This is a genomic window from Umezawaea sp., assembly GCF_036375055.1.
Taxonomy (GTDB): Bacteria; Actinomycetota; Actinomycetes; order Mycobacteriales; family Pseudonocardiaceae; genus Umezawaea.
The window spans coordinates 95712-121703 of record NZ_DASUSQ010000172.1 but is presented as its reverse complement, the minus strand read 5'-3'; the positions used below and the strand labels follow the sequence as shown (position 1 = coordinate 121703).

Genomic DNA, 25992 nt, shown 5'->3' with positions numbered 1-25992 from the left:
AGGTCCAGGTCCTCCGGATCACCGGGGACCTGGACCTCACCACCGTGGACGACCTGCGGGCCGCGGTGCTCCACCGGATCGACGGCGCCGACCAGCCCCGCACCGACGTCGACCTCACCGGTCTGAGCTACCTGAGCAGTTCCGGGATCGCGCTGCTCCTGGAGGCCGCGACCGCGGCCTCGCGCAACGGCCGGTCCCTGACCGTGCTGGCCGGGGAGGGGTCCACGCCCGCCCGGATCCTGGAGCTGTCCGGGCTCAGCGGGGTCTCGACCGGTCGGGACCTGGTGGTCAGGACCGTCGCGCCGGAGCGCTAGAAGATGATGACCAGCAGGAGGACCACGGCCAGCACGATGGCCAGCACCATCCAGTGGAAACCCGGCTTGCGGCGGTGGTGCGCCTGCACGGTGGTCGTGCGGAACCAACTGCCCGGCAGACGGCGTCGGTGTCGGTCAACCCAAGGCATGTCCGCTCCCCTGCTTCCGGTGTGCCCCTCGGCACGGTCGACTGGGGACTACCCCGCACAGGCCTCCGGAACACCTCGGATTTGAAATATCTTCAAATCCCCTGTTCCTCCTCTGTGGAGCGACGTGGCAGAATTTTCGGGTCCCGCACCCGTTCGAACGGACCGGCCGTTGATCGAGACCAGCGCGAAGGTGGTCACCGTCCTGCTCGTGGAGGACGACCTGGAGGACGCCTTCATGACGCAGGAGGCCTTCGAGCACCACCGGGTGGCCAACCCGCTGCACGTGGTGCGCGACGGCGTCGAGGCGATGGCGTTCCTGCGGCGCACCGGCGAGCACACCGACGCCCCGCGCCCGGACCTGATCCTGCTGGACCTCGGCCTGCCCAGGATGGACGGCCACGAGGTGCTCGCGCAGGTCAAGTCGGACGACGGCCTGCGCACCATCCCCGTGGTCGTGCTGACGACCTCCGACGCCGAGGGCGACGCGCTGCGCGGCCACCTCCCGCGCGCCGACGCCTACGTGACCAAGCCGATCGACTTCCAGGCGTTCACCGGCACCGTCCGCGAGTTCGACGACTTCTTCGTCGCGGTGGTGCGGTCGACCGGCTGAGCGGCCTCACACGAGCGCGGGCAGGTGCCCGCTCGGCACGTGCCCGTCGCCCAGGAAGTCCTGTGCCCACCGCGCCACCTCGTGCGGCGACGGCACCGGGTCCCCGCCCATCCGCGCCAGCACGACCGGCTCCTCCACGCCGTCGGGTTCGACCGCGACCGCCCACCCCTCGTCCTCGCGCCACAGCAGGGCGACGTCCCAGTTCGGGAAGCTCGGGACCCTGCCGTCCAGCGCCAGGTAGGCCCCCAGGGGCCGGTCCACCTCGACGCACGAGCACTCACCGCTCAGCCCCAACGCCCGACCCACGCGCCTCACGTAGTCGCGCAGTCCGCGAACCGAGCCGTCGTCGAAGTAGACGTCCACCGACACCACCGTCCTTCACGGAATGAACGTGCGACCGGTTCACGCGCCACGACAGGGGTCCGGCACACCGGACCCCGCGCGGCACAGCTCCCCGGTCAAGCGTCGATCTGCTTGACCTCCTCGGCGCCACCGCTGCTCGTGATCGAGATCTTGCGCGGCTTCGCCTTCTCCTGCACCGGGATCCGGAGCGTGAGGACACCGGCGTCGTAGTCGGCCGTGATGCGCTCGGCGTCGAGGGTGTCGCCGAGGAACAGTTGACGGGAGAACACGCCCAGCGGCCGCTCGGCGACCTGCATCTCCACGTCCTCCTTGCCGATCGCGGGCCTGCGCTCCGCCTTGACCGTCAGCACGTTGCGCTCGACGTCCAACTCGATCGCGTCCGCCGCCACACCCGGCAGGTCGAACGCCACCACGAACTCGTCGCCCGTCCGGTAGGCGTCCATCGGCATCGCCGTGGGCCGCGACCACGTACCCGGCCCGGTGAACACCTGCTGCGCCAGCCGGTCCAGCTCCCGGAACGGGTCAGTGCGCATCAACATCCGGCACCTCCTCGTACGTTCTCGACTCCTGTCAACGCGCACTTCTGTTGTAACATGTCATCCAAGTGATGACAACCCCCATGTCGTCGAAAGGATGACAAATGCCGATCGGTGACTACGAGACCCTCCGCGCCGCCGCCTCCACACCCGACCTGAGCGCGGCACAGGCGTTGAGCGCACTGGAACTCCTCCGCGAACTGCGAGCCGAACTGGCCGACTGGGAACCGAGGCTGATCGCCACGGCTCGCGACCACGGCGCGAGCTGGGCCGACCTGGCACCCGCGCTGGGCGTCGCCAGCCGCCAGGCGGCGGAACGCCGCTACCTGAGACTGCGCACCTCCGACATCGGCGAATCCACGGGCGAGGAACGCGTGCGGGCGGAACGGGACCGCAGAGCGGGAGACCGCGCGGTCTCCCAGTGGGCCAGGGCGAACTCAGCCGTGCTCCGCAGCCTCGCAGGCCAGATCGGCGACCTGGACCCGTCCGTGCACAGGGCACTGGGCGAGAACGACGCGGCAGCGCTCCTCAGCCCGCTGGCGGGCGCGCACGACCACCTGCGCACCACCCACCCCGACCTGGCGGACCGGATCGGCCTGATCGGTGAGCACACGGACCGAGTCCGCCGCGACACGCAAACCCAGCGGGAGGAACGCGGCCCCCGGTGAACCGACGCCGTTGGCGGCACCGGGTCGCACGTCAGGGATTGGCAGAACGAAGCGCTCCAGCACTGCAATGAACGCTGAACCCCAGAAACTCGAACTGCTGGACCACGGGCCGATCGAACTCCAGGATCTCCAGGTCAACATCGTCGACGAGAGCGGTGGCGGTGGTGCTCATGGTGTCTCCCCAAGGGTTTCACACGGACGGTCGCCGTGGCCGTGACCTGAAGTCTGCTGACCGGAACAGCAGCCCGGTAGTTACGCCGTAACACGGACCGACATGAAGCCGTCACACCCCGAATCCGGCGAATTCACACCCCACCAGCGGTATCCACAGAACTCACGACAGCCGACGCCCCACCCCGCCAAGGAGGACCACCAACCGAACCCACCACCAAGGAGGACCAGCAAACAAGACCCACCACTGCCAACGGGGACCACCAAACCAACCCACCACCGTCAACGGGACCACCAAACCGGACCCACCACCGTCAACGGGACCACCAAACCGGACCCACCAATGTCAACGGGGCCAACAGAACCCAGCCCTCTACCCAACCAGACCCCCCAACCGCCCCCACCGGCCCCCTCCGCCGCCCCGCTCCCCAGCGCCCTCACAGCTTCCGACGTTTGTCAAGGCATCTTTCCCGCCTTGACAAACGTCGGAAGCTGTACGAGACAATCGCGCGAGCGGGGTGGTGGAGGGGTCTCACGAACCACGACTTCCAACAGTGCGATCCCAGCGCCCCCAGCGAAACCCCACCGCAACTCCCAGCGGAGGTGGCCGACAAGACTCGGGGCCCCCTGGATCTGCCCCTCGACCGGGCTTGCGAGCAGAGGCGGTGGCCTGCCCGATCAAACAATAAGGGGCAATCCCCGAGCAAATCGGCCGCGGTTCAGGGAAGGCCCTGTCCTGCTTGTGCCGTAGCGCTACCAGGTGCCCCTTGTGCCGTAGCGCTACCAGGTGACCGGCAGCGAGTAGACGCCGTAGACGAAGCCGTCGTGCTTGAACGGGATGTCGTCGAAGTCGGCCGCCAGCCTCAGTTCCGGGATGCGGCGGTAGAGGGTGCGGTAGACGGTCTGGAGTTCGAGCCTGGCCAGTGGTTGGCCGAGGCACTGGTGCACGCCGAACCCGAACGCGAGGTGGTGGCGGGCTTCGCGGGTGAGGTCGATCGTGTCCGGGTCGGTGAAGACGTCCGGGTCGCGGTTGGCGATGTCGTTCGGGAGCACCAGGCCTTCTCCCGCCTTCACCAGTTGTCCGGCGACCTCGATGTCCTCCAGGGCCACGCGGCGCCTGCCGCCGTGGGTGATGTTGAGGTAGCGCAGGAGTTCGTCGGTCGCCGTCACCGCGATGTCCGGGTCGTCGGTGTCGCGCAGCAGCGCCAGCTGTTCCGGGTCGCGCAGCAGGGCCAGCGTGCTGAGCGCGATCATGTTGGCCGTGGTCTCGTGGCCCGCGATGAGGAGCAGCACGGCCATCTCGGTGGCGCCGCGGTGGGTCAGCTCACCCGCCCGGACCTTCTGCCCCAGCCTCGACAGCAGGTCGCCGCCGGGGTTCTCGATCTTCTCGGCCACCAGGCGGCCCAGGTACTCGGCGAGCGCGCCGGACGCGGCCGCGCGCTGGTCCGGCGTGGAGTTGCGGTTGATCATGGTCTTGCTGTTGCCCTGGAAGAAGTCGTGGTCGGCGTACGGGACGTCGAGCAGGTCGCAGATCACCAGCGACGGCACGGGCAGGGCGAACGCCTCGACCAGGTCCACCGGCTTGTCCCCGGCGAGCAGGGCGTCCACGGCGTCGTCCACGATCTTCTGCACGGCGGGCCTCATGGCCTCGACGCGCTTCACCGTGAACGTGGAGCCGACCATGCGCCGCAGCCGCGAGTGCTCGGGGTCGTCCATGCCGATGAAGCTCAGCGTGGCGTTGCCCGGCGCCTGGCGCGGGTAGGTCGGGTGGGTCATGTCGGCGCTGACCCTGGGGTCGCCGAGCACGGTGCGCTGGTCGGCGTAGCGGGTCACGAGCCACGGCGTGCTGCCGTCCCACAGGCGCACGCGGGTCAGCGGGGCCTCCTCCTGGAGCGCGCGCAGCTCCGGCGGCGGGTCGAACGGGCAGCCCCGCGCCCTGGGCATCGGGTACTCCGGGACCCCCGCGGGGTCCAGCGTGGTGGTCATGGTCGTCCTTCCGGGATCGGTGCCGCGACGGGACGCGGCGCTGGGTGGTGCAGGCGGAGCCGTCGGGCCTGCGTGGGCGTGTTCCAGCCCAGGACCCCGACCGGGTCGCCGAGGGCGAACCGCGCGTCGAGCACCTCCGGCACCCCGGCCGTGCGCGGGTGGGCCCGCGCGGGCGTCCACGTCCCGGCGGGCACCCGCTCCGACGACGACGACAACGACAACGACGACAACAACGACGACGGCGGCCGGTCGTGCGGCGGGTGGACCTCGTCGCCCACCAGCGTCAGCGAACCGAGACAACCCCGCGCCGCAACGCCTCCGCCGTGACGAGACCGGCGGCGGACGCCCCGACGACCACGACCCCGGAGGGTGTGGTCACGCCGTCCCGTCCAGCGTGATCGCCGCCGCGGGGCACACGCCCGCGGCCTCGCGGACGGCGTCGTGCAGGTGCTCGCCGGGCCGGTCGTCCAGCAGCACCACGACACCGTCCTCGTCGCGCTGGTCGAAGACGTCGGGCGCGACCAGCACGCACGAGCCCGCGCCGCAGCACCTGTCCTCGTCCACGGAGACCTTCATCGGTTGTCGCTCCTTCACCGGCGGGCGTCCGGGGACCCGGCGCCCGCCTCCTGGGTGGTTCTTCCGGGTCGCGCGCCGGTCGCGGTGACCGGTGCCAGCCACAGCCCGGTGATCGCGTCGACCAGGCCGGCGGCCGTGTCCTCCCAACTGGACCTGGAGGTGGGGGTCCCCTCGGCGAGCGCCCGCTCCCGCTCGGCGCACGTGTGCGTCATCAGGGTGCGGGCCATCGCGCTGCGCTCGACGTGCACCGCGAGCGGCAGCGCGGGCAGGCACCGGTTGAGCCCGTCCAGCACCCGCTGGATCGGCTCGGTGGCGAGCGCCTCGTCGACGATGATCTGCCGCAGGCCGGGGTCGGTCATCACCTGCGCGCCGAACCGGGCGTACCAGGTGGGGACGCCGAGGTCGGCCAGGTGCCCGGTGAACGGCCGGATCAGGCACGCCACCCAGTCGCGCACGGCGGCGCCGCGGCCGATCCCGGCGAGCATGCACGACCGCGCCTCCTCCACCGGTTCGGCGTGGCGGCGCACGATCGCGCGCACCAGCTCGGCCTTGGCGCCGAAGTGGTAGCCGACGGCGAAGTTGTTGCCCTGCCCCGCCGCCTCCCCGACCTGGCGGTTCGACACGGCGAACACCCCGTGCTCGGCGAACAGCCGCTCGGCGGCGACCAGGATCAGCTCACGCGTCCCGACCGCCCGCTCGGTGCGACCGCCCGACGTCACCAGCGCACCGGCACTTCGGCCAGCCCGCCCACGACGAGACCGTCCACGCGCTCCAGCTCGTCGACCGCGACGGCGAGGTCGAGACCGGGCAGCCTGCGCAGCAGCACGTCGAGCACGGCCTGGAGTTCGGTGCGCGCCAGCGACTGCCCGAGGCAGGAGTGCGCGCCGAAGCCGAACGCCAGGTGCGCGTTGGGGCTGCGGTCCAGGCGCATCTCGTCGGCGCCGTCGAACGCCTCCTCGTCGCGGTTGGCGGCGGCCAGGTTGCACACCACGGTGGTGCCGCGCGGGACCACGACCTCGCCGACCTCCGCGTCCTCGGTGATGTAGCGCGGGATGCCGAAGCCGGGGTTCGCGTCCAGGCGCAGGACCTCCTCCACGGCGGACCGCACCAGCGTCCGGTCCGCGAGCAGCCGTTCCCAGCGGCTCCGGTCGGCCAGCAGCATCCCGACCATCTTGCCGATCATGTTCGCGGTCGTCTCGTGACCCGCGACCAGCAGGCCCTGCGCGGTCGCCAGCAGCGCGTCGTCCGGCATGACGTGGCCCGCCCCCGCCGCGGCGGTGATCAGCTCGCTGACCAGGTCGTCGCCCGGATCCTCCCGCTTGGTCGCGATGTGGGCCGACGTGTAGGCGGCGAAGTCGGCCTGCGCGGCGTCGACCTCCTCCTGCGTGTACCGGGTCAGGCTCAGCAGGGTGTCGGACCAGTGGGCGAAGCGGTCGCGGTCGCTCGCGGGCACGCCGAGCATCTCGCAGATGACCCACACCGGCAGCGGGAAGCCCAGTGCCGCCTTCAGGTCGGCGGGCGCTCCGGCCGCGACCATCTCGTCGACCAGCTGGTCGGCCATCGCCTCGATCCCCGGCCGCAGCGCGGACATGCGCTTGGCGGTGAACCACCGGCCCACCATCCGCCGCCAGAGCTGGTGCGTCTCCTCGGGCAGCGCCTTCGCCATCGACCCGTTGAACACGCCGCCGGACTCGGTGTCGGACACGCGGGCCGCGTCGTCGGCGTCGAGCCGCCTGCGGAAGCGCGGGTCGGCCAGGACCTGCTTCACGTCGTCGTAGCGCGTCAGCAGCGAGGCGCCGTCGCCGCTGGGCAGCCTGACGTCGGCGACCGGGCAGCTCCTGCGCAGTCGCGCCCACTCCGGCGGCGGCTCCAGCGCCGTCGGCGACGGGATCGGGTAGTCGATGACCTGATCTGCCTCACCGGGTGCCACGTCGACCTCCTCCACGATGATCTCGGTCGACGCCCAGCTAACCGGGTTCCCCATTTTGAGTCAAGCGACTGACTTAAGCATGCTTCCCACCTCGGCGCCCACCGGTCGAGCACGGGGAGAAGTGGATCAGGCGCGGGGCGTGACGGGCGCGAGCCACAGCCCGACGACCGCGTCGACGAGCCCGTCCGCCGCGTCGTGCCAGGTGGCCCTCGGCGTGGCGATGCCCTCGGCGAGGGACCGCTCCCGCTCGGCGAAACCGTGGACCATCAGGTGCCGGGTCATGTCGCCGCGCTCGGCGCGCACCTCGGCGGGCAGGTCCGGGAGGCGGCGGTCGAGCCCTTCGACGACCTGCCGAAGCGAGGGCGTCGCGAGCGCCTCCTCGGACATGATCGCCCGGAACGCCGGGTCCGTCATGACCTGCGCGCTGAACCTGGCGTACCAGGTGGGGTCGCCCAGCGCGGCGAGGTGGCTGGCGGTCGGGTGCACGAGGCAGGCCACCCAGTCCCGGATGTCGTCGGACCCGCGGATCCGCGACACCATCTCCAGGCGCAGCGATTCCACCCTCGACGCGTGCCTGCGGACGATGGCGCGCACCAGGTCCACCTTGGTGCCGAAGTGGTAGCCGACGGCCGCGTTGTTGCCCTGGCCCGCGGCGGCGCTGATCTGCCGGTTGGACACGGCGTAGAGACCCTGCTCGGCGAACAGCCGCTCGGCGGTGCGGAGGATCTGCTCGCGCGTGGCGCCGACCTGCTCCGCCCGCGGCGTTCTGCTGACGTCCGTCACCACGATCACCACCGTACAGGCACGTCGGACACCGTCGACCGACAGTTCGGACAAGCGGGACGCCCGGACCGCCGAGCGCCCGCGGGGCGAGGTCACCGTCCCATTCGGACAGATCGGGCACAGTGAAGCCGACCGACTATTCTAAGTCAAGCGACTGATTTAGATCGGTGCGGGTCGCGCGACCGCTCAGCCGACGCGCAGGCCCGCGACGAGGACCCCCACCAGGCCGCGCGCGTCGTAGCGGTCGTCCTGCTCGGCGCCGATGCAGAGGTTCCCGACACCGCGCATGAGCTGGTAGGCATCCAGGTCGGAGCGGATCTCACCGGACGAGACGGCGGCGTCGAGCAACCGCGCGCAGACGGGCAGGAGGCGGTCGAGGAAGTAGCTGTGCAGCGCGTCGAAGCCCGCGTTGTCCGACCGCAGCACGGCGGCGAGCCCGTGCTTGGTGACCAGGAAGTCGACGAAGAGGTCGATCCACCGCGCCAGCGCGACGTGCGGGCTCGCACTGCTCTCCAGCAGGGCGGGGCCCGCGTCGGCGCAGGCCTCGACCTGGTGCCGGTACACGGCGATGATGAGGTCCGCCCTGGTGGGGAAGTGGCGGTAGATCGTGCCCATGCCGACACCGGCCCTGGCGGCGATGTCGCGGACCGGCGCCTCCACCCCCGACTCGACGAAGACGGCGGCGGCCGCGTCGAGCAGGGTTCCCTCGTTGCGCCGGGCGTCCGCCCGCTTGGGTTTGCCCGTGCCCTCGTCGCCGTCGTCCACCGCGCCGCTCCTCCCGCCACTCGACCCGCCCCGCCACCGGAGCGGAGCCGGACAACCCAACCACGGAGGAGCACCCGGTGCGGTACCGCACCGGGTGCGGGCCGATCCCGCCGCCGACCGCTCCCCTCAGCCCAGCAGCTCCCCCAGCGCGACGAGGAGTTCGCGGCGGCTCTGGCAGCCGAGCTTCTGCCGCATCCTGGTGACGTGGTGCTCGACGGTCTTGCCGGAGATGAACAGCCGGTCGCCGATCTGCTTGTACGTCAGGCCCTCCAGCACCAGCGCGGCCACCTCCTGCTCGCGCTCGCTGAGCACCCCCGTCTCGGACTCGTGCTCGGACGACACCGCGCTGAGCCTGCGCGCGAGTTCCAGCAGCCTGGTGATGGTGGCCCGGTCGGTGGTGCGGATGGCCGCCTGGCCCGCCAGGCGGGAGGCGTCCCAGTGCAGGCCGTGGCCGTGCAGGGCGGTGGCCGTGCGCTCGACCTCGTCGGGCTCCACCGCACCGGTGCTGACGGCCAGCCAGCACTCGGCCGCGTCGGCGAGCACGCGGCCCGCCGGCGTGTGCTCGCGGTGCCGGGCCAGCGCGTCGACCTGGAGCCGGGCCGCCGCGGTGTCGCCGCCGATCAGGTCGGCGTGCACGGCCCACCAGCGCAGCATCACCGACCAGGCGGGCGGGTGGCCCGACCGTTCCAGCAGGTCCCACGCGAGGTCGAGGTGGCCCGCCACCTGGTGGGCGCGACCGAGCCTGGCCGCCGCGGCGACGAGTTCGCCCAGCGGCAGCAGGGTGAACAGGTCCACCGGCTGCACCAGGAGCGCGTGGTAGGCGTTCTCCCAGCCCGCCTCCAGCGCGCGGGGGTCGCTGCGGCGGCGGGCCAGTCCGAGGTCGACGGCGGCCGTGAGGAGCGCGTCCCTGGGTTCCAGGCCGCGCAGCGCCTTGAGCGGCGCCAGCCGCTGGGCCGCGGTGGCCAGGTCGCCGCCCAGCAGCGCGGTGCAGGCGAACAGGACCTGGTGGCGGACGCCGAACACGCCGTGCTTGTCCGCTCCGCCGAGCAGCGTCGCGGCGAGCGGGAGTTCCGCGAGGTGCAGGCACACGTGCGCGGCGAGGGCGGTCGGGCTGTCCGGCAGCAGGTGCGGCGCGCCCAGCGAGTCGGCGACCGACGCGGCCGAGACCAGTGTGGACAGCGCGGTCGCGGGTGCGCTGTCCACACTGGTCAGCAGCCCCCGCGCCATGCGGCGGGTGAGGCCCGCGGCGAGCGTCGGCGCCGCCGGGGTGCCGTCGAGCAGGTCGGCGGCGCGCCGCCACCGCCCGGTGGCCACGTGGGCGATGGCGGCGAGGTCCACCGCCCGCGGGTCGGTGGCGGTGGCGGTGGGCAGCACCTCGGCGCCGCGGGCCAGTTCACCGCGCTGGGCGAGCACGATCGCCGCGACCACGGCGCCCGCGGCGCGCACCCGCTCGTCCCCGGAGCCTGCGGCCAGGTCGGCCGTCCTCAGCGCGGCGTCCGGGTCGCCCGCCAGCGCGTGCGCCTCGGCCGTCAGCGGCGCCAGGTCGACGGCCGAGCCGCCGAGGTCGACGGCGGCGGTGAGGAACCGCACGGCGAGCGCCGGGTCGTCGCGCAGGGAGTCCTGGGCGGCGGCGACGTAGGCCCCCGACTGGTCGGCCACGGCGCCGGGCAGCTCCAGCAGCGACGTCGCGAGCGCGCGGATCGACTGCTTGCGCTCCTGCTGGAGCCGCAGCAGGGTGCGCGCCAGCCCGACCCGTTCCTCCATCGGCGTGAGGACGCGCACGGCGTGCGCCACGATCGGCGGGACGCCCCCGTCGGTGCCGATCACGCTGGCGGCGCGGGCCGCGTCGGCCACGGCCTGCACGGCGTCGGGGGTGGTCCGCAGCGCTTCGGCCAGCAGGTCCAGGTCCAGCGGCGCGCCGAGCACCACGGCGAGCAGCAGGGTGCGGACGTCGGCGCCCAGTTCGTCGAGCGCCGGGGCCAGCGCGCCGACGGGGTCGGTCGAGAGCGCGGCCTCCACGAACGCGGGCACGCCCCCGGTGCGCTGGTGCAGCGCGTGCGGCTGGCCTGCCGAGGGCTGGCGCCCGGTGCGCTCCCGCAGGAAGTCGCCGATCTGGTCCCGCCCCCACGGGTCGAGCCGGACCCGGACGACGGAGGGCGAGAGCGCGGCCAGCAGGACGGGCAGCCGGGGGTTGCGGGTCGGCCGGTGGGCGACGGCGAGGTCGGCACCGGCCTCCACGTCGGCGACGAGGGCCTCGATCGCGGCGTCCGACAGCGTCTGGGCGTTGTCGACCGCTCTCCTGTCCAGCGTGGACAGCAGCGCTGTCTTCCCCGTCCCGGAGGGACCGGCGACCACCACGTGCCTGGCCTTGGCGGCCCGGTCGAGTGCGTCGGCGACGGCGGGGGCGAACACGAGAGCGGACTGGGTCATGCGACGGGCTTCCTCCTCGGTGCGGGTGCTGTCGCAAGGTTCGGACAGGGGGCACCACCGGGTTCATCCCGAGGTCGGTTTACGGGGATAGCCCCGTCCCCTAGTGCTTCCCCCAGTCATCCCCCTAACGGGTTAACTCGTTCGAGACTAGGAGTGTCACCCGATGTGCGCACGGTGACGACGGACCTACCGTTTGGTCTCGTAAGGAACACCGATCCACCTCAGGAGCTCACACAGATGGACACGTTCGAGACGCTGCAAGACTTCGCCCTCCACCTGCTGAACGACTCGCAGGCCCTCTCGGCGTTCCAGACCGCCCCCGAGGCCGCACTCAGCGCCGCGGGCCTGGGCGACGTCTCCGCGCTGGACGTCCAGGAGATCCTGCCGCTCGTCCTCGACTACGCCCCCACGCAGGGCCTCGGCGACCTGACCTCCACCTTCGACACCCTCCCCCTGCTGGAGGACAGCCCCGTCTCCGGCGTCGTGTCGCACGTCGAGGACCTGGCGGGCGACTTCTCCCCCGTGACCGACCTGGGCCAGGGCCTCGACGCCGACGTGCTCGGCGGCGCGCTCGACAGCGTGGGCGACCTCGGCGGTGTCGGCGGCATCGGCGCGCAGAGCCAGGTCACGGACCTCGTCGGCGACATCACCTCCGGCGTCGGCGTCCTCGACAGCACGGACCTGGACTCGACCGTCAAGGACATCACCACCGGTGACCTGACCGGCGTCGCGGACAGCGCCCTGCACGTCACCGACGTGGTCGAGGTCGCCGACGTCGTCTCCGACATCGGCAACGTCGAGGACATCACGTCCGGCGTCTCCGGCATCGGCGACATCTCGGGCATCGGCGACATCACCGACGTGGCCGACCTCGGCGACCTCAACCTCAACGGTGTCCTGAGCGGCAACGACATCTCGTTCTGACCCACCGCCCGGAGGGGCTGGTCCACCGCACCCCGGTGGACCAGCCCCTCCGGCGTGCGCCGACCCGCGTCGGCGCGCCCCCCGCGCAGGGTGACGCTCCGCTTCGTCGGCGACCGGGTCCGCGTCAGATCCGCACGGCCCTCCGCACGACCGCCGAGTCGACCGGCCGGTAGCCCGACGGCACCAGGACGGTCCCCTCGGGGCGTGGACCGACGAGCGCCTCGACCTCCGGGGGGAGCCCGAGGGAGAAGTCGGCGACGTCGACCGGGACCTCGGCCCCCTCGGACGCCTCGCAGGTGAGTTCCGCGCCGTCGTCCGCGCCGTAGAACTCGAACACCAGGTTCTCCGGCACGCTCTGGGCCGCGGACTCGACGCGCTGCCCCGCCACCACGCACGCCCGCACCGCCCCCCTCGGCAGGGAGACCTGGATCCGCCAGCCCCTCCGGGGCGAGTCCACCCGGAACCGGACCGTGCGGACGCCGTCGGCGGTCGTGTCGGCGAGCGTGGTCACCGTCGGCTCGGCCAGGGCGAGCGCCGGGGCGGGGGCGCGCAGCACGGGGGCCTTCAGCAGCGGGAACTCGCGGGTGAGCGACACCCGTTCCGGTGCGGCGCCCAGGACCCGGCCGGTCCAGTCGTCGGGTTCGGGGTCACCGGTCAGCCACACCGACCGGCCGGTGGTGGCGTCGCGCAGGTAGAGCAGCCCGTCCGGACGGGGTTCGCGAACGTCGAACCCCGAGACGAGCGCACTGGTCGTGACCAGCACCGCCGCGACCACCGAGGCCACCGCCGCGAGGAGCCCCGGCCGGGGCAGGGCGGTGAACAGCGGCAGCACCAGCACACCGGCCAGCACCGCGACGGCCATCGCCACCCCCACCAGCTTGATCCCCAGCGCGACCGTCAGCGTCGACACGACCGGGGCGAACAGCACCACCGCCACCGCGGGCGCGAGAGCCGCGAGCGGCAGGCTCCCGGTGCCGCGCCGAACCGCCCACCACAGCGCGGGCAGCCCGGCGAGCAGCGGCCACTGGAACAGGTAGGTGGCGCCCGGCACGACGACCGCGACGGCGACCAGCGACACCCCCACCAGCAGCAGCCCGCCCGCGAGCACCTCGGCCGGGCTCCAGCGCCGCACCAGGCGGGCCACCAGCAGCAGGACGGCGGCGGCGACCGTCGTGAACGCGGCGATGAACCACCCCCGGTCGTACGGTTCGGACAGCGGCAGCGCCGCCAGACCGGGGCGCACCAGCGTGAGCAGCCGCCAGAGCCCGAAGCACAGCGCGGCCGTGCCGACCACGGCGCCGAGGGCCGCGCCCGCGACGGCCGCCGCGCCGACCGGCCGCAACCGTCCACGGCGGACACCCACCACGACCAGCAGCACCAGCGCCACCACCGAGACCGCGGCGAGCACGAGCGCCACCCACACCGGGTAGTGCACGAGGACCCGGCCGACCAGGTCGAAGTAGACGGCGGTCCGGTTGTCCAACCGCCGCAGGTCGCGCTCGCCGAGCGCGGCGACCAGCCCGGTCATGGTCTCGCCGTGGTGCTGCACGGTGTCGCGGTCCAGCGTCCCGACGTCGTCGTTCGGCGAGTGGTAGTCGTGCAGGCCCTCGATGAACGCCGCGTTGAGTCCGGTGGCGCCCGCGTCGCGGAAGACGGTGAAGTCGGTGTAGTTCGGCATCCGCAGGTAGACCTCGTAGGCCAGCGAGTTCGCGATCGGCCTGCTGCTCGCCCCGGCGAACGCGTCGACCAGGCCCGCGTTGGCGGTGCTGGTCTCGAACATCACCACCGGTCCCCGGCTGCCGCGCGCCTCCCAGTTCAGCACCGCGCCGAACTCGGCGACCCCGTGCTGCCGCACGAACAGCCGCGCGCCGAGCGAGCCGAGTTCCTCGCCGTCGGTGAACAGGAACACCACGTCGTTGCGCACCCCGCCGGACGCCGTGAGGACCCGGATCGCCTCCAGCATCGACACGACCGCGGCCCCGTCGTCCGCCGCCCCCGGCCCCGTCGGCACGGAGTCGTGGTGCGACACCAGCAGCAGCGCCCGCCCGCCGCTGAGCCCCGGATCGGTGCCGGGCACCGTCGCGACCACGTTCCACGCCACCGCCACCCTCACCGGTTTCCCCGGATCGGCCAGCACGACCTCGCCGGACTCGACCCGCACCCGCGCCCCGGCCGCGCGGGCGGCGGCCACGACGTGCTCGCGCACCCGGTCGTTGTCCGCCGTGCCCAACGGGTGCGGCCGTTGCGCGATCTCCCGCAGGTCGGCCTCCACCCGCGCGGCCGAGAACTCCGTCGGAGGGACGTCGGCCGGGGCGGCGGCGGGCGGGCGGAACGCCAGCAGCGACAGCGCGCCGAGCGCCACCAGGACGACGACCAGCACGACCGCCACGGCTGACGGCCGGACACCCCTGGGAACGTTCGGTTCGGCGGTCATCGGCAGAACCTACCCACGCGGGAGCCCCCGGTGGCCGTCCGACTTCGGCGTCCTGTTCGGAACTCCGCGTTTCCGCCTCGCGGGCACGGGCGCGGGGGCAGAATGGCGTCCGTGCCGCTCCCCCGCCTGCCGCGTCCGCCCCGGCGTCCCGTGCGGACGGCCCTGCGCTTCCTCGTGTGGCTCGTGCGCGAGACGATCGCGGTGTGGCTGGACCTCGACCGGCCGAAGCCCTTCGAGAGCCGCCCCCGGCCCGCTCGGGAGATCAACCGCCGCGCTCGCGAGCGGTAGTCCCGCACGGGCCCGCCGTCGTGTTGGATGGGGTGGGTGACGACCTTCGCGATCGTGGGTTCCGGCTGGCGCGCCGAGTACTTCTGGCGCCTCGCCGCGGCGCTGGACGGCCTGGAGTGCGTCGGCGTGGTGTCGCGCCGGGCGCGGGAGCTGCCGGTTCCGGTCTTCCCGTCGCTGGACGAGTGCCTGGCCGCGAAACCGGACTTCATGGTCACGGCCACGCCGTGGGGCGTCACGCCGTCGCTGGTCGCGGACCTGGTGGAGCGCCGCGTCCCCGTGCTGGCCGAGACGCCGCCCGCACCCGACCTCGACGGCCTGCGCGCGCTGTGGCACGGGGTCGGCGCGAGCGGGCTGGTGCAGGTCGCCGAGCAGTACACCCGGATGCCCGCGCACGCCGCGCGCCTCGCGCTGGTCCGCTCGGGCGCGATCGGCGACCCGACCAGGGTGGACGTCTCCTCGACCCACCAGTACCACGCGGTCTCGCTCATCCGGGCTCTGCTGGGCACGGGCCGCGGCCCGGCGGAGGTGCGGGCCGTGCGGACGACCGCGCCGCTGGCCGACCCCATCACCCGCGCCGGGTGGACGGACCCGGTCGAGGTGAAGCAGGCGACCACGACGATCGCCACCGTCGCGTTCGACGACGGCGGCTTCGGCCTCTACGACTTCACCGACAACCAGTGGCACAACCAGTTGCTGATGCGCCGCCTGCTGGTCCGCGGCACGACGGGCGAGCTGCGCGACCAGGAGGTCGTCCGGCTGGTCGCCGACCGCACGATCGTCCGCACGGAGGTCGTGCGCCGCCAGACCGGGTACGACCTCGACCTCGACGGCTTCGACACCGACCACATCACGTTCGGCTCGGACGTGCTGTACCGCAACCCCTACCAGGGGCGGCGGTGGAACGACGAGGAGATCGCCATCGCGACCCTCCTGGAGGACACGGCGGCCTGGGTCTCCGGCGGCGGCCCCGAGCCGTACCCGCTCGCCGACGGCATCCACGACCACCGCGTCGCGCTGGCGGTCGAGGAGGCCGCGGACGGCGGCGCGGCGGTCCGGGTGGACGTCGAACCCTGGCGGTGAAACGCCCTGGCCTGCTAGTTCGCCGTCCTACGACCTGAAAACCGGTCGTCAGACCGTAGCGCGGGATCGATTCACGGGGTAGAAATGTCCAACTCGATGGGAGCGCTCTCTCGGCCCTACCGCCGCAGCGTGGCTCCCCACTCCCCCGTGAACAGGCAGGTCGACGATGATCGTGCGTCGCATAGGCTCCCCCGCCGGAGCGCTCCCCGTCCCGCCACCGACCACCCGACTGAGAGGACGATCCGCATGATCTTCGCGGGCTCCACGAAGCGGCGACTCGGCCGCGTGCTCACCCTCGGCCTGGTGGTGACGCTGGCCGCCGCGACCACCGCGACGGCCGCTCCCGACACCCGGTCGCACGGCGGCAGCGCTCCCAACTTCGGCGTCAACACCACGGTGTTCGACCCGAGCACGCCGGTCGCGCAGATCCAGGCGACGCTGGACGCGACCTACGCCAAGCAGGTCGACAACGAGATGGGCACCGAGCGGTACGCCTACCTCTTCAAGCCGGGCACCTACGGCACGGCCGAGCAGCCCCTCCAGATCAAGGTGGGCTACTACACCGAGATCACCGGTCTGGGCGCGGCGCCGACCGACGTCGTCATCAACGGCAAGGTCGAGGTCTACAACCGCTGCCTCGCCGACGGCGGCACGAGCAACTGCCTGGCGCTGGTGAACTTCTGGCGCACGATCTCCAACCTGACGGTCAACGTGAACGCGACCGGCCAGGACGGCTGCCGCTCGACCGCGAACTTCTGGGCCGTGTCCCAGGCCGTGTCGATGCGCCGGGTGAACTTCACCAACGGTGGACTGTCCCTGATGGACTACTGCACCGCCGGTCCGCAGTACGCGAGCGGCGGGTTCATCGCCGACTCGAAGCTGCCCGCGACCACCAACGGCTCGCAGCAGCAGTGGCTGACCCGCAACAGCGAGGTCGCGAGCTGGTCCAACGGCGTGTGGAACCAGGTGTTCTCCGGTGTCGTCGGCGCCCCCGACGACTCGGCGTTCCCGGACCCGCCGTACACCACGGTCGCGAAGACGCCGGTGAGCCGCGAGAAGCCGTACCTGTTCGTGGACGCCAAGGGCAAGTACAACGTCCGCGTGCCCGCCGCGAAGCAGAACACCTCCGGCACCTCCTGGTCCGCGGGCGCCACCGCGGGCCGCACCATCCCGTTGAGCGACTTCTACGTCGCGAAGCCGACGGACTCGGTGCAGACCATCAACTTCAACCTGCTGATCGGCAAGAACCTCCTGCTCACGCCCGGCGTCTACGACATCGCGCGGAGCATCGAGGTCCGGCTGCCCAACACCGTCGTCCTCGGTCTCGGGCACGCCACGCTGACCGCCGTCAACGGCGCGATCCCGCTGGACGTCGCCGACGTCCCCGGTGTCGTCGTCGCGGGCGTCACGGTCGACGCGGGTCTGAAGGAGTCGCCGGTCCTGCTGCGCGTGGGCAAGAAGAACGGCTGGGCCTGGAGCAGCGCGTCCAACCCGACCACGCTGTCCGACGTGTACTTCCGCGTCGGCGGCCCGCACGTGGGCAAGGTCGACACCGCTCTCGAGGTCAACAGCGACGACGTGCTCATCGACCACACCTGGGTGTGGCGCGCGGACCACGGCGTCGAGGGCTTCACCGACACGCAGCGCTGGAACACCAACACCGGCCGCCAGGGCGCCGTCATCAACGGTGACCGCGTGACGGCGACGGGCCTGTTCGTCGAGCACTTCCAGAAGTACAACACCACCTGGAACGGCGACAGGGGCACGACCATCCTGTACCAGAACGAGCTGCCGTACGACCCGCCCACGCAGGCGGACTGGATGAACGGCCCCGTCGAGGGCTACGCGGGCTACAAGGTCGGCGCGAAGGTCAAGACGCACTCGCTCTTCGGCGCGGGCGTCTACGTGTTCAACCAGAACAACCCGACCATCCACACGGAGAACGGGTTCGAGGTGCCGAACACCCCCGGTGTGAAGCTGCACCACATCATGACCGTCAACCTCAGCGCGGGCGTCGTGGACCACGTGGTCAACGGCGTCGGCGAGGCGGCCGACATGACCAAGGTCGGCGTGCCGGTGTACGTGAAGGACTACCCCGCGGTCCCGTAGGGGCACGGGTGTCGAACGGGCCGGGGGCTACGCGCTCCCGGCCCGTTCGGCCGTGCAGACCGTGAGCCGCAGTTCGGGGTCCTCGTCGAGCCGGAACGTGGCGCAGTCGTGGACCACCCCGTGCAGGGTCTTGCGGCCCGCTCCCCCGCCGACCACCTCGTGCGCGTCCCACCAGCCCTCGAACTCGGCGGAGCCGGTCGGCGAACGCCGGGTCCGGCTCCCACAGGTCGTACGCCACCCGGAACTGCGCCACGGCGTGCGCGGCCCCCTCCTCCCACCCCGCGCCGAACGACTCCCGCGCGGCGGGGTCGAGCAGCAGGTGCTCCAGGACGTTGTCGGGCACGCCGCCGAACAGCTCCTCGGCCGCGGCGTCGCGCACCAGCAGGTCCCACCGGCGGCCCGTCACGTAGGCGGGCTCGGCCGGCGCGGCCACCACCCCCCGCGTTGCCTCCGGCACGACCTCGCACTCGAACGGCCTTCGCTTCCCGTTGCGCGCCAACGCTTCCAGGTGCGCGCGTTCGGGAGCGCTCCCCTGGCCTACCGGACGCCGTCCACCCGCCCCACGAACTCCAGGACGGCGGCGGCGAGGGCCTCGGGAGCCTCCTGCGCCACCAGGTGCCCAACGCCCCCGAAGCGCACGGAGGTGACGGCTCCCGCGGTCACCTGGCGGAAGGTCCGCTCGGTGGCGGGAGCGCCGGAGGCGTCGACGGTGAGCACCGGAACGGTCAGCGGCCGCGCTTCGGCAAGGGCCCTGGTCCGCCCGGCGTCGGTGAAGATCGACCGGTAGAGGTGCTCCGTGCCCCGCCAGCCGTTCGGCCGCGCGTAGGTGCGGGCGAACTCGTCGACGTCGTCGTCGCCGATCACGCCCTTCGCCCCCGTCATGGCGGGGAAGGCCCACTCCGCGATGAGTTCGCGCTCGTGACCCGCCAGCAACATCCCCGGAATGCCCGGCGCGCCGAGGAACCCGACGTGCCACGAGCCGCCGTGGTTGACGTCCGCGAGGTCTTCGAGCCCGTAGCCCGCCAGGGTCGTCTCGACGGCGGTGAGGCTGCGGACGTCCTCGGGGTGCGCGGAGGCGAAGCGGAAAGCGAGACCGCCGCTGATGTCCTGGCACAGGACGTGGACCGGGCCGACGCCGAGGTGCTCCACCAGGTGGTGCAGGTCCTCGGCGAACGTCGCTTCGTCGTGGTCGCCCTCCGCGGTGCTGGAATCGCCGAACCCGCGGAGGTCGACGGCGAACACCCGGTGTGCCGCCGCCAGCAGGGGGATGACCTCGCGGAAGGCCCACCACGTCTCCGGCCACCCGTGGACCAGCAGGACCGGAGAGCCCGAGGTGCCCGCCGAGACGTGGTGGAGCCGGGTTCCGTTGACGTCGGCGAGGTGGTGGGTGACCCCGGGAACCGTGGCACCGACCGGATCGATGACGGGCATGGGCGCTCCTCAATTGGACAACCTTGGTTGTCCAAACCATAGACAACCAAGGTTGTCGTTGTCAAGGTGACCTAAGCTGGGCCCATGTCGCGCCCCGGCTCCGACCTCGCCATGCTCCTGCTCGGCGGGTTCCGCGCCTTGGCCGATCGGGCCACCGCGGAACTCGTCGCCCGCGGGTACGACGAGGTGCGGCCCGTTCACGACTTCGCGTTGCAGGCGATCCTGTCGGGCGCGGACAACGCGTCCGAACTCGGACGGCGGATGTCCGTCACCAAGCAGGCCGCCGCGAAGACCATCACCGCCCTGGAGGAGCGCGGCTACGTGGCACGGGAACCCGATCCCGTGGACAAGCGCCGCATGCGCCTCTTCGTCACCCCGCACGGGCTGGCGATGCTCCGCGAAGGCACCGCGATCTTCGACGACCTGCGCCGGGAGTGGGAGGAGCGGGTGGGCGCGGTTCCCCTCTCGCAGCTGGAGAGCACGCTGAGGCAACTGGTCGACGAGAGTGCCGACTACCGCCACCACGGGACCGAGTGGATGGCGTAGGACCCCTTCGCCCCCACCCGACCACCGCGCCCCGAGCAGGTCGCCCACCGGCGGTCCTCGCGGTCGACCGACGACGACCTCGCCACCGTCGATCGACCGCGGTGCGCCGTCCACGACCCCGCCCGGCGTGCCGCCCCCTGGTCACCGCGCGCTAGTGCAGCACGTCAACGCCCTCCGGCAGCGCCGAGAAGGCCGTGCGGTCGTCGGTCAACAGGGACAGCCGGGCCGCGCCGATGTCGAAGAACATGCCGATCACCTTCAGCCGTCCCTCGGCCACGGCGTCGCGCACCACCGGCAGGCGTTCCAGCGACGCCACCTGGACGGCGACGTTCACCATGGACAGCCGGTCGGCCACGGCGCCCGAGCGCGGGTCGGCGGGGTGGCCCGCGCGCAGGGCCGCGAGGCTGCCGACGCCCGAGCGCAGCCAGCGGCCGACCGGGTCGTCGGAGCCCGCGGCACCGTCGAGCAGCGCCTTCATGCCGCCGCAGCCGGAGTGGCCGCACACGACCAGGGCCGGCACGCGGAGCACCTCCACCGCGTAGTGCACCGAGGCGCCCACGCCGTCGTCGTCGAGCGGGGCGAGGTTGCCGACGTTGCGGACGGTGAACAGGTCGCCGGGGCCGCTGGCGGTGATCACGTTGGGCACGATGCGGGAGTCGGCGCAGGTCAGGAACATCGCCTGCGGCTCCTGCCCGTCGGACAGGCCCTCGAACACCGGCCGCAGCAGAGGGGCCGACCGCCGGTGGTACTCCTGCACGCCCGACACCAGCGGGCGGGCGGCCTCGTCGTGGTCGCTGTGGCGCTGCGCGGGAACGGACGTCTGCCACGACGACCACGGGGCGAACCAGCGCGGCAGCGCCGCCGCCGGACCGCCTCGCGACATGCCGCTGCGGACGCCGGACACCTCGTCGACGTGCACGACGCCGCCGGTCTTCTCGTGCTGGTCGCGCCACATCGCCAGGTGCTCGTAGGTGGCGTGGTCGAGGAAGTCGACGGCGAGTTCGACGTCGACCGGGGCGCCGTCGGGGACGTGGGACAGCACCCGCGACAGCCTCGGGATCGACAGGAAGCTCAGCGTGCCCTCGACCAGCACGGTCCAGTGGTCGTGCCCGCCGGGCACGGGCGTCCTGGACACCTTCAGCTTCGCCCACACGACCCGGCGCAGCATCAGCGCCACCGACAGGGAGAACCCGATCAGCACGCCCATCAGCAGGTCGAGGAACACGACGCACCCGACGGTCGTCAGGTACACGAGGAGTTCGGACTGGCGCCGCGCCGTGCGCACGTCGGCGACCTTCAGCAGCTTGATGCCCACGTAGACCAGCAGACCTGCCAGCGCCGCCATCGGCACCTGCTCGATCAGGCCGACCAGCGCCAGCGAGAACAGCAGCACCCACACGCCGTGCAGCACGGCCGACGCCCTGGTGCGCGCCCCCGCGGCCACGTTGGTGGAGCTGCGGACGATGACACCGGTGACCGGCAGCCCGCCGAGCAGGCCGGACACCGTGTTCGCGGCGCCCTGGCCGACCAGTTCGCGGTCGAGGTCGGCGGCCCTGCCCCGGTCCTTGAGCTTGTCCACCGCGACCGCCGACAGCAGGCTCTCGACGCTCGCGATCACGGTCATCGTGAACACCGCCAGCGCGACCGCGCCCCACCGGCCGTCGGGGAGTTCGGGCAGCCGCACGGAGTCGAGCACCGAACCGGGCAGGTCGACCCGCGCCACGTCCCAGGACAGCGACCAGGCGAGCAGCGTGGCGCCGACGATGCCGACGAGCGAGGCCGGGACGGCGCGCACCGCGGGAGGCGTCAGCGGCCACACCAGCAGCACGGCCAGCACCACGAGACCCACGACGGCCTCGCCGGTGTGCACGCCGAGGAGCTGGGCGGGGAGCTGGGTGATGTTCTCCCACGCCCCCGTGCCCGGCGCGCCGCCGAGCAGCACGTGCAGCTGGGCCAGCGCGATCGTGACGCCGATGCCCGCGAGCATCCCGTGCACCACGGCGGGTGAGATGGCGAGCGCCGCGCGCGCGACCCGGCTCAGCCCCAGCACGACCTGGAGCAGGCCCGCAGCGACCGTGATGGCGCAGGTGACGGCCCAGCCGAACTGCTGGACGAAGCCCGCCACCACCAGGGTCAACCCGGCCGCGGGTCCGCTGACCTGCAAGGGGGCTCCGCCGAGGAGTCCGGCGACGACACCGCCGACGACCGCGGCGATGAGGCCGGCCGTGACCGGGGCGTCGGAGGCGACGGCGATGCCCAGCGACAGCGGCATCGCCACCAGGAAGACGACGAGGGACGCGGACAGGTCGTGGCGGGAGTCCTCTCTGATCCACCGGCGCACGGCGGTGCGGCGGGGTTCGCGGGTCGAGGGCGCGTCGCGTGGTTCCACGTGGGGTCCTCCGGGAGAGCAGCGGTGGTCCTGGCCGGCGCACCACTGGGCCGTTGAGCGGTATCGGCTCCGCTCACGTGCCTCCAAACGGCGCAAATGTCCGATTGGTTCCCACCCTACGTGTTCGTGCGATTGCTCACAGTTCCTGCCCGGTTGGGATCGCGGAGGGGCGGTCGGGTGGACCGCCCCCTCCGGCGCACCGTCAGCGCTCGACCGGGATGACCGTCCCGCCGACGTGGCGGCGGTTCTCGGCCTCGTCGATCATCGCGGCGGCGACGGTCGCCCGGCTGACGCGGCCGGGGAGCAGCCGCCGGGGCGCGTCGGCGAGACCGTGCGCCCGGCGGTCGGCGCTCAGCGGGCCGTTGGTCAGCGGACCGGCGTGGAACACCGTGCCGCCCGCGGCGAGCACCGCCGTGTCGGCGGCGACCTTGTCCTCCAGCTCGCTCTTGAGGAGCACCCGCAGCAGGGTCCTGGTCACCGGCCCCGCGACCTCGGCCGACGTGCCGGTGCCGAGCGCGCCCAGCCAGATGATCCGCTCCGGCCGCGCCCGGACGAGCGCCCTGGCTCCCGCGGTGAGCACGCCGGGTTCCTCGCCCTTCGCGATGCCGAGTCCGGAGAGGACGACGGAGCCGTCGGGCACGACCCGCGCGAGGGAGTCCGGGTCGCGCAGGTCGGCGGCCACGCGGGTGAGGCGGTCGGAGTCCGCGACGGTGACGCGGCTCGGGTTCCGCGCGACGGCGGTCACGGTGTGGCCCCGGTCGAGCGCCTGGCGGGTGAGTTCGAGGCCGGTCGCGCCGGACGCGGCCAGGACGGTGATGTTCACGAGGTCCCCGCGGTGGACAGGGCGTCGAGGACCGGGCCGTGGACGCCGGGAGCGGCGGCCACCACGTCGGTGCTCGCGACGGTCCACGGCACGCCCTGGAGGTCGGTGACCACGCCGCCCGCCTCGGTCACCAGCAGCACGCCCGCCACCAGGCCGGAGCGCACGTCGCTGTGCTGCCAGAAGGCGTCCGTCCGACCGGCGGCGACGTGGATGAGCTGGAGGGTCGCGGGCACGGACACCCGCAGCACGCTCCCGGCGGTCAGCAGGGCGGTCACCGAGCCGCCGATGCTCCGGAACGTCTCGACGCTCTCCCCCGGCCGCGCCTGCCCGGTGCCGACCAGCGCCCCCAGCAGCGCCGTCTTCCTCGACGGTCGCAGCGGCACACCGTCCTGGTGGGCTCCCCCGCCCTCGACGGCGGTGTAGGTGGTGCCCGTCAGCGGGAGGTGGACGACCGTGAGCACCGGCCGGTTGTCGCGGACGAGCGTGGCGGTCACACCCCAGTCGGTCAGGCCGTGGACGTGGTTGATGTTGCCCTCGGCGGGGTCGGTGACCCACCACTCGCCCGGCGGCAGCGGACCGCCCGCCAGTTCGTCCTCCACCCAGCCGGAGCCGGGGCGGGCGGCGAGCAGCGGCTCGCGCAGGACGTCGAGCACGGCGTCGTCGTTGGCGTTGATCGCCGCGACGATCTCGTCGAAGGTGGTCAGCGTCGGGGGTTCGGTCGTGAAGCGCTTCTGGAGCAGCGCACCCGCCGCCTCCACGATGGGGACGACCTCGGCCAGGAGCGCGGTTTCGTTGTGGGACATGGGGTTCCTCGTTCCGTTCGCTGGTGTTGGCACCAACCTATGAGCGCCCAGACATAACGGCAAGTGCATCCTTGCTCATGATAGATTTACTCTCATGCAACTGGATTTGAACCTGCTCACGGCGCTGGACGCCCTGCTGGAGGAGGGCAGCGTCACGGGAGCCGCCGACCGGCTGCACCTGTCCGCGCCCGCGATGAGCCGCACGCTCGGGCGCATCCGCCGCGCGACCGGGGACCAGATCCTGGTGCGCACCGGCCGGACGATGACCCCGACGCCCCACGCGACCGCCATCCGGGAGGAGGTGCACGCGCTCGTCCAGCAGGTGCGGACCGTGCTGTCCCCCGAGCGCGAGGTGGACCTCGGCACGCTCGACCGCGTGTTCACCCTGCGGTGGCACGACTCCATCACGACCGCGGTCGGCGCCGAGCTGCTCACGGCGGTGCGCGCCCAGGCGCCGGGCGTGCGGCTGCGGTTCCTGGTCGAACCGCTCGCCGACACCGACGACCTGCGGCGCGGCCACGTGGACCTGGAGACGAGTTCCGACGAGCCCGAGCTGCCCGAGATCAGCCGAGAACTGGTGGGCCGCGACCGCCTCGTCGTCCTGCTGCGCGCCGACCACCCGCTGACCGCGCGACCGCTGACGCCGGAGGCGTACGCGGCGGCCGAGCACATCACCGTGTCGCGGCGCGGCAGGCTGCGCGACCCCGTGGACGACGTGCTGGAGGGCACGGGGCTGCGCCGGGCGGTCGTCGCGGCGGCCCCCACCACGCTCGCGGCCGTGCGGCTGGTGCACCGCACCGACCTCCTCACCGTCGTCGCCGAGCGCACGAGCAGGGCGCTGGTCGCCGACCTCGGCCTCGTCGCGCTGCCGCTGCCGGTGGCGATGCCCGACGTGCCGCTGTACCTGGCCTGGCACCAGCGCTACGACGGCGACCACGCGCACGTGTGGCTGCGGGGGCTGGCGCTGGCGGCGCTGCGGGCGCTCCAGGCCGATGGGGCATCATCGACCGGATGAGGGACGACGAGGGACCCGCGCTCGCCCGGCACCTGTGGGCGCGGTACGAGTCGGTGCACGCGCTCGTCTACTTCCACCCGACGGCACTGGCCGCGCTGGAAGCCGTGGGGCTGCGGGGTTTCTGGCGGGGCTACTTCGCCCAGCGGGCGGCTCCGCTCGGCCCCGTGGGCGAAGCGGTGGTGCGGGCGTCGTTCTTCGGGTTCTCGGCCGCCATGACCGCCCGCGCGCTGCCCGCCGTGTGGGCGCTCGCCTCCCCGGCCGCGGCGCTGGCCGCCCGGCTGGACGGCGCGGGGCGGGCGCTGGCGGAACTGCTGCCCGACCTCGACGACCGGCTCGCCGACGAGCTGTGGGCCGTGGCGTCGGCCCTGCCGTGCGACGGCCGGGTGCTGGCGGCGGCGAACGCGGCCGTGCCCCGCCCGGACGACCCGCGCGAGCGCCTCTGGCAGGCGACCGCGGTCCTGCGCGAGCACCGCGGTGACGGCCACGTGGCCGCGCTGCTGGCGGAGGGGCTGACCGGGATCGAGTCGCTGGTGCTGCGCACGGCGTCCGACCTGGACCGCCGGGTGACGCAGGCCGCGCGCGGCTGGACCGACGAGGAGTGGTCGGCCGCGGCGGAAGGCCTGCTGGCGCGCGGTCTGCTGCGCGCGGAGGACGAGATCGGCGACGCGGGCCGGGCACTGCTGGCCCGCGTCGAGCGGGTGACCGACGACCTGGCCTGGGACGGCTGGACGCGGGCGGGCGCCACGGTCGCCGACGCCCGGCGCCTGGTGCGGGAGCTGCGCGGCCCCGCGCTGACGTGCCAGACGGCGCTGCCCGCGACGCACCCGATCGGGCGGCTGGAGATCACGGACTGAGCGGAGGCCCCCCGG

At 72.9% G+C, this 25992-nt stretch carries 28 protein-coding genes and 1 pseudogene; 10 read left to right on the top strand and 19 right to left on the bottom strand.

Annotated elements, in window-relative coordinates; translation table 11 throughout:
- Nucleotides 1–314: STAS domain-containing protein (locus VFZ92_RS40765; protein ID WP_330883253.1), on the top strand; the 314-nt coding region annotated here is incomplete at its 5' end.
- On the opposite strand, the gene VFZ92_RS40760 is transcribed toward VFZ92_RS40765, so the two are convergent.
- Nucleotides 311–463, bottom strand: coding sequence for a hypothetical protein (locus VFZ92_RS40760; RefSeq protein ID WP_330883251.1), 153 nt, complete (start codon nt 461–463; stop codon nt 311–313). The genes VFZ92_RS40765 and VFZ92_RS40760 overlap by 4 nt on opposite strands.
- Nucleotides 464–635: 172 nt before the next feature.
- Between VFZ92_RS40760 and VFZ92_RS40755 the strand changes: the two genes are divergently transcribed.
- Nucleotides 636–1073: a response regulator gene (locus VFZ92_RS40755; RefSeq protein WP_330883260.1), complete on the top strand. Its 438-nt coding sequence runs from the start codon at nt 636–638 to the stop codon at nt 1071–1073.
- Nucleotides 1074–1079: 6 nt separating this feature from the next.
- Here VFZ92_RS40755 and VFZ92_RS40750 read toward each other — a convergent pair whose 3' ends face one another.
- Together VFZ92_RS40750 and VFZ92_RS40745 are read right to left on the bottom strand one after the other, a co-directional pair.
- On the bottom strand, nt 1080–1436 hold the full coding sequence (locus tag VFZ92_RS40750) for a DUF6292 family protein (RefSeq protein ID WP_330883249.1): 357 nt from the start codon (nt 1434–1436) through the stop codon (nt 1080–1082).
- A gap of 95 nt (nt 1437–1531) precedes the next feature.
- Nucleotides 1532–1975 (bottom strand): Hsp20/alpha crystallin family protein, encoded by a 444-nt coding sequence (locus tag VFZ92_RS40745; protein ID WP_330883247.1) that lies wholly within the window; start codon nt 1973–1975, stop codon nt 1532–1534.
- A gap of 101 nt (nt 1976–2076) precedes the next feature.
- Here VFZ92_RS40745 and VFZ92_RS40740 point away from each other — a divergent pair, with 101 nt between their 5' ends.
- A complete protein-coding gene (locus tag VFZ92_RS40740) occupies nt 2077–2640 on the top strand; it encodes an HSP18 transcriptional regulator (protein WP_330883246.1) in 564 nt (187 codons plus the stop codon).
- 31 nt (nt 2641–2671) lie between these two features.
- Here VFZ92_RS40740 and VFZ92_RS40735 read toward each other — a convergent pair whose 3' ends face one another.
- From VFZ92_RS40735 to VFZ92_RS40695, 9 genes are all read right to left on the bottom strand, one after another.
- Nucleotides 2672–2812, bottom strand: a complete 141-nt coding sequence (locus VFZ92_RS40735; RefSeq protein WP_330883244.1) for a hypothetical protein — start codon at nt 2810–2812, stop codon at nt 2672–2674.
- Nucleotides 2813–3591: 779 nt separating this feature from the next.
- Complete coding sequence (locus tag VFZ92_RS40730; protein WP_330883242.1) at nt 3592–4797, bottom strand: cytochrome P450; 1206 nt, start codon at nt 4795–4797, stop codon at nt 3592–3594.
- Complete coding sequence (locus VFZ92_RS40725; protein ID WP_330883240.1) at nt 4794–5075, bottom strand: hypothetical protein; 282 nt, start codon at nt 5073–5075, stop codon at nt 4794–4796. The genes VFZ92_RS40730 and VFZ92_RS40725 overlap by 4 nt, the downstream gene beginning before the upstream one ends.
- A gap of 97 nt (nt 5076–5172) precedes the next feature.
- Nucleotides 5173–5373: a ferredoxin gene (locus tag VFZ92_RS40720; RefSeq protein ID WP_330883238.1), complete on the bottom strand. Its 201-nt coding sequence runs from the start codon at nt 5371–5373 to the stop codon at nt 5173–5175.
- Between the two features lie 14 nt (nt 5374–5387).
- Complete coding sequence (locus VFZ92_RS40715; protein WP_414720118.1) at nt 5388–6095, bottom strand: TetR/AcrR family transcriptional regulator; 708 nt, start codon at nt 6093–6095, stop codon at nt 5388–5390.
- Complete coding sequence (locus VFZ92_RS40710; protein WP_330883234.1) at nt 6089–7357, bottom strand: cytochrome P450; 1269 nt, start codon at nt 7355–7357, stop codon at nt 6089–6091. The genes VFZ92_RS40715 and VFZ92_RS40710 overlap by 7 nt, the downstream gene beginning before the upstream one ends.
- A gap of 72 nt (nt 7358–7429) precedes the next feature.
- Nucleotides 7430–8089, bottom strand: coding sequence for a TetR/AcrR family transcriptional regulator (locus tag VFZ92_RS40705; RefSeq protein WP_330883232.1), 660 nt, complete (start codon nt 8087–8089; stop codon nt 7430–7432).
- A gap of 183 nt (nt 8090–8272) precedes the next feature.
- Nucleotides 8273–8851 (bottom strand): helix-turn-helix domain-containing protein, encoded by a 579-nt coding sequence (locus VFZ92_RS40700; RefSeq protein WP_330883230.1) that lies wholly within the window; start codon nt 8849–8851, stop codon nt 8273–8275.
- Between the two features lie 126 nt (nt 8852–8977).
- Nucleotides 8978–11281 carry a LuxR C-terminal-related transcriptional regulator gene (locus VFZ92_RS40695; RefSeq protein WP_330883228.1) on the bottom strand — a complete coding sequence of 768 codons (2304 nt, stop codon included), beginning with the start codon at nt 11279–11281 and terminating at the stop codon, nt 8978–8980.
- A 237-nt stretch (nt 11282–11518) separates the two neighbouring features.
- On the opposite strand from VFZ92_RS40695, the gene VFZ92_RS40690 reads away from it, so the two are divergent.
- Nucleotides 11519–12205 (top strand): IniB N-terminal domain-containing protein, encoded by a 687-nt coding sequence (locus VFZ92_RS40690; protein WP_330883225.1) that lies wholly within the window; start codon nt 11519–11521, stop codon nt 12203–12205.
- A 124-nt stretch (nt 12206–12329) separates the two neighbouring features.
- Here VFZ92_RS40690 and VFZ92_RS40685 read toward each other — a convergent pair whose 3' ends face one another.
- Nucleotides 12330–14639: a M20/M25/M40 family metallo-hydrolase gene (locus VFZ92_RS40685; RefSeq protein WP_330883223.1), complete on the bottom strand. Its 2310-nt coding sequence runs from the start codon at nt 14637–14639 to the stop codon at nt 12330–12332.
- Nucleotides 14640–14750: 111 nt separating this feature from the next.
- Between VFZ92_RS40685 and VFZ92_RS40680 the strand changes: the two genes are divergently transcribed.
- The 3 genes from VFZ92_RS40680 to VFZ92_RS40670 all read left to right on the top strand — a co-directional run bounded on the left by VFZ92_RS40680 (nt 14751) and on the right by VFZ92_RS40670 (nt 18116).
- Nucleotides 14751–14927, top strand: coding sequence for a hypothetical protein (locus VFZ92_RS40680; RefSeq protein ID WP_330883221.1), 177 nt, complete (start codon nt 14751–14753; stop codon nt 14925–14927).
- Nucleotides 14928–14963: 36 nt separating this feature from the next.
- Nucleotides 14964–16007, top strand: a complete 1044-nt coding sequence (locus VFZ92_RS40675; RefSeq protein WP_330883219.1) for a Gfo/Idh/MocA family protein — start codon at nt 14964–14966, stop codon at nt 16005–16007.
- A 246-nt stretch (nt 16008–16253) separates the two neighbouring features.
- A complete protein-coding gene (locus VFZ92_RS40670) occupies nt 16254–18116 on the top strand; it encodes a glycosyl hydrolase family 28-related protein (RefSeq protein ID WP_330883217.1) in 1863 nt (620 codons plus the stop codon).
- A gap of 27 nt (nt 18117–18143) precedes the next feature.
- On the opposite strand, the gene VFZ92_RS40665 is transcribed toward VFZ92_RS40670, so the two are convergent.
- The 3 genes and pseudogenes from VFZ92_RS40665 to VFZ92_RS40660 all read right to left on the bottom strand — a co-directional run bounded on the left by VFZ92_RS40665 (nt 18144) and on the right by VFZ92_RS40660 (nt 19547).
- Nucleotides 18144–18272, bottom strand: coding sequence for a hypothetical protein (locus VFZ92_RS40665; RefSeq protein WP_330883215.1), 129 nt, complete (start codon nt 18270–18272; stop codon nt 18144–18146).
- Nucleotides 18273–18291: 19 nt separating this feature from the next.
- A pseudogene (locus VFZ92_RS42560) lies at nt 18292–18573 on the bottom strand (transcriptional regulator); the annotation flags it as partial.
- An 80-nt stretch (nt 18574–18653) separates the two neighbouring features.
- Complete coding sequence (locus VFZ92_RS40660; RefSeq protein ID WP_330883213.1) at nt 18654–19547, bottom strand: alpha/beta hydrolase; 894 nt, start codon at nt 19545–19547, stop codon at nt 18654–18656.
- An 84-nt stretch (nt 19548–19631) separates the two neighbouring features.
- Here VFZ92_RS40660 and VFZ92_RS40655 point away from each other — a divergent pair, with 84 nt between their 5' ends.
- A complete protein-coding gene (locus VFZ92_RS40655) occupies nt 19632–20093 on the top strand; it encodes a MarR family winged helix-turn-helix transcriptional regulator (protein ID WP_330883211.1) in 462 nt (153 codons plus the stop codon).
- Between the two features lie 151 nt (nt 20094–20244).
- Here the strand turns inward: VFZ92_RS40655 and VFZ92_RS40650 are convergent, their stop codons facing one another.
- The 3 genes from VFZ92_RS40650 to VFZ92_RS40640 form a co-directional block, all read right to left on the bottom strand.
- Nucleotides 20245–22482 carry a bifunctional SulP family inorganic anion transporter/carbonic anhydrase gene (locus VFZ92_RS40650; RefSeq protein WP_330883209.1) on the bottom strand — a complete coding sequence of 746 codons (2238 nt, stop codon included), beginning with the start codon at nt 22480–22482 and terminating at the stop codon, nt 20245–20247.
- Between the two features lie 202 nt (nt 22483–22684).
- Nucleotides 22685–23305 carry an NAD(P)-dependent oxidoreductase gene (locus tag VFZ92_RS40645; RefSeq protein ID WP_330883207.1) on the bottom strand — a complete coding sequence of 207 codons (621 nt, stop codon included), beginning with the start codon at nt 23303–23305 and terminating at the stop codon, nt 22685–22687.
- Nucleotides 23302–24108, bottom strand: coding sequence for an inositol monophosphatase family protein (locus tag VFZ92_RS40640; RefSeq protein ID WP_330883205.1), 807 nt, complete (start codon nt 24106–24108; stop codon nt 23302–23304). Before VFZ92_RS40640 ends, VFZ92_RS40645 begins: the two co-directional genes overlap by 4 nt.
- A 94-nt stretch (nt 24109–24202) precedes the next feature.
- On the opposite strand from VFZ92_RS40640, the gene VFZ92_RS40635 reads away from it, so the two are divergent.
- Nucleotides 24203–25123, top strand: a complete 921-nt coding sequence (locus tag VFZ92_RS40635; protein WP_330883203.1) for a LysR family transcriptional regulator — start codon at nt 24203–24205, stop codon at nt 25121–25123.
- Nucleotides 25120–25977 (top strand): SCO6745 family protein, encoded by an 858-nt coding sequence (locus VFZ92_RS40630; RefSeq protein ID WP_330883201.1) that lies wholly within the window; start codon nt 25120–25122, stop codon nt 25975–25977. Before VFZ92_RS40635 ends, VFZ92_RS40630 begins: the two co-directional genes overlap by 4 nt.
- Nucleotides 25978–25992: the final 15 nt, after the last annotated feature.